Source organism: Streptomyces sp. B15, assembly GCF_018070605.1.
GTDB lineage: Bacteria > Actinomycetota > Actinomycetes > Streptomycetales > Streptomycetaceae > Streptomyces > Streptomyces smyrnaeus.
Genome location: NZ_JAGPXJ010000023.1, coordinates 87,618 through 94,384, shown reverse-complemented (window position 1 = coordinate 94,384; position 6,767 = coordinate 87,618). Strand labels below are relative to the sequence as shown.

The 6,767-nt window shown below is 71.3% G+C and carries 7 protein-coding genes and 1 pseudogene; 7 read left to right on the top strand and 1 reads right to left on the bottom strand.

Going from position 1 to position 6,767, the window contains the following annotated elements; translation table 11 throughout:
• The 7 genes and pseudogenes from KBY19_RS13725 to KBY19_RS13695 form a co-directional block, all read left to right on the top strand.
• Positions 1-193: pseudogene (locus KBY19_RS13725) on the top strand (hypothetical protein); the annotation flags it as partial.
• Entirely contained in the window at positions 190-1,080 is an 891-nt protein-coding gene (locus tag KBY19_RS13720) for a branched-chain amino acid ABC transporter permease (RefSeq protein WP_099877577.1), read from the top strand. The pseudogene KBY19_RS13725 and the gene KBY19_RS13720, both read left to right, overlap by 4 nt.
• A gap of 112 nt (positions 1,081-1,192) precedes the next feature.
• A complete protein-coding gene (locus KBY19_RS13715) occupies positions 1,193-2,212 on the top strand; it encodes a branched-chain amino acid ABC transporter permease (RefSeq protein ID WP_307843506.1) in 1,020 nt (339 codons plus the stop codon).
• The gene (locus KBY19_RS13710) at positions 2,209-3,495 is read left to right on the top strand and encodes an ABC transporter substrate-binding protein (protein WP_099877584.1); all 1,287 of its coding nucleotides are present in this window, start codon (positions 2,209-2,211) and stop codon (positions 3,493-3,495) included. Before KBY19_RS13715 ends, KBY19_RS13710 begins: the two co-directional genes overlap by 4 nt.
• 266 nt (positions 3,496-3,761) lie before the next feature.
• Positions 3,762-4,730, top strand: a complete 969-nt coding sequence (locus KBY19_RS13705) for a glycoside hydrolase family 16 protein (protein ID WP_247690942.1) — start codon at positions 3,762-3,764, stop codon at positions 4,728-4,730.
• A 301-nt stretch (positions 4,731-5,031) separates the two neighbouring features.
• Positions 5,032-5,262 carry a hypothetical protein gene (locus tag KBY19_RS13700; protein ID WP_185016099.1) on the top strand — a complete coding sequence of 77 codons (231 nt, stop codon included), beginning with the start codon at positions 5,032-5,034 and terminating at the stop codon, positions 5,260-5,262.
• A gap of 120 nt (positions 5,263-5,382) precedes the next feature.
• A complete protein-coding gene (locus tag KBY19_RS13695) occupies positions 5,383-6,132 on the top strand; it encodes a sulfite exporter TauE/SafE family protein (protein WP_210965843.1) in 750 nt (249 codons plus the stop codon).
• Between the two features lie 171 nt (positions 6,133-6,303).
• On the opposite strand, the gene KBY19_RS13690 is transcribed toward KBY19_RS13695, so the two are convergent.
• Positions 6,304-6,747 (bottom strand): hypothetical protein, encoded by a 444-nt coding sequence (locus KBY19_RS13690; RefSeq protein ID WP_180289543.1) that lies wholly within the window; start codon positions 6,745-6,747, stop codon positions 6,304-6,306.
• Positions 6,748-6,767: the final 20 nt, after the last annotated feature.

Below are 6,767 nucleotides of genomic sequence, written 5' to 3'. Positions count from 1 at the left end.
CGACATGGGAGTCGTGATGCGCCTCGCCGACGCCGTGACCGTCCTGGACTTCGGCCGCCGCATCGCCGACGGCACTCCGGCCCAGGTGCAGAACGATCCCGCCGTGGTGCGCGCCTACCTCGGTGAGACGGACGGGAGCGGCGACGCCGGCAGCGGCGCCCCCACGGACAGCGCGGAAGGAACAGCGCCGTGACCACCTTCATCGAACTCCTGCTCGGCGGCGTCTCGCTGGGCTCCGTCTACGCCCTCATCGCGCTGGGCTTCGTGGTGATCTTCCGGGCCACGGAGGTCGTCAACTTCGCCCACGCCTCGCTGCTGCTCGCCGGGGGCTATGTCACCGCCGTGCTCAGCGACGACATCGGCTTCTGGCCCGCGCTGCTCACCGGGATCGCCTCGGGAGCGCTCGTCGGCGCCGCGATCGAGTTCCTGGTGCTGCGCCGCTACCGCGGCTCGGACCACAGCGTCCTGGCCATCGTCACCATCGGCGTCGACATCCTCCTGGTCACCGACCTCACCCGGCGTATCGGCACCGATGTGCTCGCGGTGCGGGACCCGTGGGGGGACCAGTTGCTGACCATCGGCTCCGTCTCCCTCGCCCAGACCCGGGTGGCCGCGCTGCTCGTCGCCGGGCTGCTCATCACCGCGTTCCTGCTCGCCTTTCGCTACACCTCCTGGGGCGTGGCGATGCGCGCCGCCGCCGAGAACGCCGGAACCGCCGCCCTCATGGGCATCCGGCTGGGCCGGGTCTCGCTCGGCGCCTGGGCGGTCGCCGGTGGACTGGCCGCCGTCGCCGCGCTCTTCCTCACCGTCTTCCCCACTCCCGGACTGGAGCGGGCCACTTCGCTGGCCGCTCTGAAGGCGTTCCCGGCAGCCATTCTCGGCGGGCTCGACTCGACCACCGGAGCCCTGGCCGGCGGGCTGATCGTCGGTGTCACCGAGTCCCTGGCCACCGGCTACCAGAGCGACCTGACCTTCCTCGGGCGGGGGCTCGGCGACCTCGCGCCCTACCTGGTGATGATCGCGATTCTGCTCGTGAGGCCCGCCGGGCTGCTCGGCACGAAGGAGACGGCCCGTGTCTGAACCCGCCGAACACACAGCCGTACGCCGCCGCCCGTACGACGGCCCTCGCACCCGGCAGCGGAGGTTCCGCTCCCCCGCTGTTCCGCGCGATCCACGCGTCTGCCTCTGGGGCGTGGGCACCGCGCTGCTGCTGGCCCTGCCGTTCTATCTGGACAGGTTCTGGCTCCAGGCGGGGCTGTTCGCGATGGCCGCGGCCATCGGCGCCATCGGCATCAACCTGCTGACCGGCGCCACCGGCCAGCTCTCCATGGGCCACGCCTTCTTCCTCGCCGTCGGCGCCTACGGCTACTGCGCCTTCGCGGGAGACGGCGGCGACGGCCTGCTCGGACTCGGCCTGCCCACCTGGCTCGCCGTACCGGCCGCCGTGGCCACCGCGGGCGCCGCCGGCGGGCTCTTCAGCCCCATCGCGGGGCGGCTGCGCGGCGCGTACCTGGGCATCGCCACGCTCGCCCTGATCTTCATAGGGCAGCACGTCCTGTTCAACGCCGAGGACCTGACCGGCGGCTTCAACGGGCGCGACGTTCCCCCGCTCAGCGTCTTCGGGCTCACCTTCGACGACGCCGAAGTCACCGTCGCGGCGGTGCCCTTCGGTGCGGCCGAGAAGCTCTGGTACGCGGGGCTCGTCCTGCTGCTGTGCTGCGGTCTGTTCGCCCGCGGTGTGCTGCGCGACCGTCCGGGGCGCGCGCTGAACGCCATTCGCGACCATCGCATCGCCGCCGGGGTGATGGGCGTACCCGTGGCGCGCTACCGCGCCGCCGTCTTCGTACTGTCCTCGATGTACGCGGGCCTGGCGGGAGTGCTGCTCGCCCTCGTCTTCCAGCGCACCGTACCGGACTACTTCGGCATGGCCCTCTCGCTGGAGTACCTCGCGATGATCGTCATCGGCGGGCTCGGCTCGGTGTCGGGCGCGGTGCTGGGCGCCGCCCTGGTCGCGCTGCTCCCCCAGTTGCTGACCCGCTACAGCGAGGCGCTGCCACTGGTCTCCGACCCCGGCACCGGCGGCATCGCACCCGGTGAGGCGTCCCGCTATCTGTACGGCGCCGCCGTTGTGGCGGTTGTGCTCTTCCTGCCCGGCGGCTTGGCCTCGCTCACCGCCCGGCGCAGCTCGTCAACCCCAGGGGAGGACCGATGAACCACTCCACAGGCCCCGGCCGCCGCCGGACCAGAGCCACCGCGACCGCGCTCGCCGCCCTGCTCGCGCTCACCGCCGCCGCCGGCTGCAGTTCCAAGGCGGCGGACGGCAAGGACGGCAAGCAGGGCGCCGGAGGTGTGAAGACCGGCGACGGCGTGACGGACAAGACGATCGCACTGGGCGCCCTGACCGATCTCACCGGTGTGTACGCCACGCTCGGCAAGAGCGTCACCCAGGCCCAGCGGCTCTATGTGAAGCAGGTCAACGCCGAGGGCGGTATCTGCGGCCGCACACTGAAGTTGACGGTACGGGACCACGGCTACGACCCGCAGAAGGCCGTCGCCGCCTACACCGAACTGGAACCGGATGTGCTGGGCTACGTCCAGTTCATCGGCTCGCCCTTCGTCGCCTCGCTCCGGCAGCGCATCGACCGGCGTGACAAAGCGCTGGTGGTGCCGCAGGCGTGGTCCGCCGAGCTCCTGGGCAGCCCCTACATCCGGGTGGTGGGCTCGACCTACGACATCGAGACCATCAACGCCATCGACTTCCTGATGAAGGAACACGGCCTGAAGAAGGGCGACAAGCTCGGCCACGTCTACTTCGAGGGCGACTACGGCGAGAACGCGCTGGCCGGCTCGCGCCACATGGCGAACAAGTCCGGGCTCGAACTGGTCGAGCAGAAGATCAAACCGACGGACAACGACATGACGGCCCAGGTGGCGGCGCTGAAGAAGGCCGGGGTCGAGGCCGTCGTCCTCAGCGCCGGACCCCGGCAGGCCGCCTCGCTGGTCGGAGTCGCCGCGGCCCGCAGGCTCTCCGTTCCCGTCATCGGGAACAACTCCGCCTTCTCGCCGCAGCTCCTCGGTACCCAGGCGGGCCCGGCCCTGGAGAAGGCGTACTACGTGGCCTCCCCCGCGCTGCCGATCGGTGACGACTCCAAGGGACCCTCGGCGCTCGCCTCCGCCTATGCGAAGGCGTATCCGAAGGACACTCTGGACAACGGCGTCGTCGCCGGCTGGACCGCCGCCTCCACCTACGGGGAGGCCCTCGAGCGGGCGTGCAAGGCCAAGGACCTCACCCGCGAGGGGGTCAGCAAGGCCCTGCGCACGATGGACGACTTCGACGCGGGCTTCGGCAAGCAGGACTTCACCGACCCCGAGGCGCCGTCGTCCGGGCAGAGCGTGATCCTGCGGCCCGACAAGAAGGCCAAGGGCGGCTCGAAGGCCGTCCGCGGCCCCGAGGAGTCCGCGGCGGCGCGGGCGTACGAGCGCGAGCCGCGCTGAGCTGGAGCGGGGACCGGGCTCACCGGCTGACGGTCGGTTCCCGGTCCCGCCGCTTCGCTGCCCGGAGGCCGTCCTCCGGCGACGCGAGGGCTCGCCCGGCAGGTCCCCTGTGGGGTGCCAGGTGGGGGCGGGGGGTGCCCGAGCGGGACGGGGCGTGCCCGTATCTGTCCGTTCGTGCGCGGGCCTTGACGATGGTCCAGACCTTCGGCACGGTGCTGTGCCGTGAGAGCGCTCACCCACCCCCCACTGCTAAGGAGCGCATCGCCATGTTCCCTGCCGGCAGCAGACACCGTCGCCCGTTTCTGATGGCGGTGGCTGCCATGATGACGGCACTGGGCGCACTGACGCTGCCCTCGGCCCAGGCCGACGAGGCATCGTCACAGCGGCGCACCCAGGCCACGAAGGACGCACAGATCACGCAGGAGGTGTGGCGGACCGACTTCGACGGCGCCGCCGGCTCCCTGCCCTCCTCGGACGACTGGATCATCGACACCGGCCACGGCTATCCCGGCGGCCCGCCCAACTGGGGCACCGGCGAGGTCCAGAACTACACCGACAGGCCCGAGAACCTCCAGCTCGACGGGGCGGGCCACTTGAAGATCACCGCCCTCAAGGAGGGCGGCACCTGGACCTCGGCCCGCATCGAGACCAGGCGCACCGACTTCGCGGCGCCCGAGGGCGGCAAGATGCGCATCTCCGCGCGCCTCAAGCTGCCCGAGGTCTCCGGGGACGGTGCGCTGGGCTACTGGCCGGCCTTCTGGACGTTGGGCGCCGATTACCGGGGCAACTACCAGAACTGGCCCGGCATCGGCGAGTTCGACGTCATGGAGAACGTCAACGGACAGAGCGCCGCACACGGCGTCCTGCACTGCGGCGTCAACCCGGGCGGCCCCTGCAACGAGACCCAGGGCCTCGGCAACAGCGCCGGCTGCGGCGGCACCTGTCAGGGCGGCTTCCACGAGTTCGCCCTCGAACTCGACCGCACCGGCCCCACCGAAGAGCTGCGCTGGTACCAGGACGGCCGACACTTCCACACCGTACGGGAGTCCGACATGGACGCCGCGACCTGGCGGAAGGCCACCGACCACGGCCACTTCATCCTGCTCAACCTGGCGATGGGCGGCGCCTTCCCCGACGGCGTGGCCGGGCACGCGACACCGACCGCCGCCACCACGCCCGGCGGCTTTCTTCTCGTCGACCACGTCGCCGTGGACATCACCCGACCCGCGACGTGACAGACCGCGCAGCGTGACAGACCGCTCGGGTCGCTGACGGGAGACACAGCGCGGCGGCCCCGCTCCGGGCGAACCGGTGCGGGGCCGCCCGCCGGCAGAAGCGCACCAGCCATGTCGAAGTCGTGGGCTCCGCAGGGTTGGCGGGCCCGCGCGGGGGGTATGGTCCCAGCGGTCTGTGGATGTCGGCTCCGGCCGGAGATCCCATGCGAGCACATCGCCTGGGATGCCCAGTTTGCGTCGCCGTCCAGCACGGTTCCCTTTCGGGGAAGAGCCCCCTGGAGGTCGACGCATGCCCGGTTGGATGCCACGCCCGTCTCTCGCCGCGCTGTTCCTGCTGCCGCTCCTGGTGGTCGTACTGCTGTCCGCGCCTGCCTGGCTGACGTGGCCTTTTCTGCCGCCGCATCGCCAGCAGTTCGTGTTGGAGGTGCTGGATCGCCTGGTCCGATGGACCCGCGCGGCGATCCCCCCGTCCCGACGGGCACCGAGCAGGACGAGTACCGGCGCCCGCTCCCTCGCTGGACGGCGCTCCTGAAGGAACGCGTCCGTGCCTCCTCGCGCTCGCCGACACGGCCTCGGGGGCCGAAGGGGCCGGGTCCTCCTGCGCGACGGGCCCGGCGCTGCCGCCCACAGGCGGAGCCGTAACGTTTCTGCCATGTTGTGGTGGGAGGGTGCACTGATCGCCGTCGCCGGGCTGTGGGCAGGCGCGATCAACACGGTGGTGGGCTCCGGCACGCTTGTGACGTTCCCGGTCCTGGTGGCCCTCGGCCATCCCCCCGTGACGGCCACGACGTCGAACGCGGTGGGACTGATCACCGGAACGATCACAGGCGCGTACGGATACCGGCACGAACTGGCCGGACAGGCCCGCCGGGTGGCCCGCTACGCGGTGCCCTCGTTCTTGGGAGCCATCGGCGGCACCGCACTGCTGCTGTCGCTGCCCCGTACCGCCTTCGAGGTCATCGTGCCGGGGCTGGTCGCCCTCTCGGTCGTCCTCGTCGCGCTCCAGCCGCTCGCCGCGAAGCGACTGCGGACCCGCGACCCCGCGAAGAGGCACTCCGGACCGCTGCTGTACTTCCTCATCTTCCTCATCGGCGTCTACGGCGGCTACTTCACCGCGGCGCAGGGCATCATGCTCGTAGGCGTCATGGGGTTGCTGCTCACCGACTCCCTGCAGAGGCTCAACGCGTTCAAGAACACGCTGACCGCCGTGGTCAACATCGTGGCGGGCGCCATCTACGCCTTCATCGCCCCGATCAGCTGGCCTGTGGTCGGCATACTCGCCGCCAGTTCCACACTGGGCGGGCTGCTCGGCGCGAAGGTCGGACGCAAGCTCCCGCCTACGGCGCTGCGCGGAACGGTCGTGGTCATCGGTGTCGCGGCAGTCGTCCGGCTGCTCGTCTAGGGAGCGAACGGCGGTCCGCACGGGGCCGGGGCGGACCGCCGCACGGGGGCGGCCCGGACAGCGGCGGGCGCCGGGCCGGCCGCTGCGCGAAGGCGGGCGGCCGGCCCGACGGGCGCCGACCGACGACCGACAGCCGGGCCGACCCTGTCCACCGCCGGGACATCTCCGCGTTCAGGAGCCCTTGAGCGTGTACTTGCACCCCTGGGAGCTCTGTCCCCCGGCGTTCTCGTCCACCTTCTTGCCGTCGACCTTGAGGACGCACGGAGGGAAGACGAACTCGCCGTCGGCCCCCTTCACGGCCTGCGGTGTCACATACAGCTGCACGCCCTCCTTCAGTTGAGCCCCTTCGAGCGTGACCTGGGCCGTCTTCTTCCATGGCAGGGTCGCCGTCTCGAAGTGGCTGGTGCCGTCCGCCCACCCGATCTGCGAGGAACCCGTGCCCGACACCTGGAGGGTCACCTCATGGGTCTCGGGCGGCCCCCACTTGTCTTTCGGCGTCGCCGCCGCAGCCGGCTTGTCGTCGCTCTCCTCGTTGCCGGGGTCCGAGCCACCGCCGCAGCCGGCCACCAGAACGCCAACCACGACCCAGGCCGCCCCCGCGACTGTCCTGCGCACGTTCTTCTCCTCTGTGTCAA

Bases quoted from the DNA above. Each gene is read 5' to 3' on its own strand.
- KBY19_RS13710 (WP_099877584.1), top strand. From the start codon at position 2,209: ATGAACCACTCCACAGGCCCCGGCCGCCGCCGGACCAGAGCCACCGCG.
- KBY19_RS13705 (WP_247690942.1), top strand. From the start codon at position 3,762: ATGTTCCCTGCCGGCAGCAGACACCGTCGCCCGTTTCTGATGGCGGTG.
- KBY19_RS13700 (WP_185016099.1), top strand. From the start codon at position 5,032: ATGCCACGCCCGTCTCTCGCCGCGCTGTTCCTGCTGCCGCTCCTGGTG.
- KBY19_RS13695 (WP_210965843.1), top strand. From the start codon at position 5,383: ATGTTGTGGTGGGAGGGTGCACTGATCGCCGTCGCCGGGCTGTGGGCA.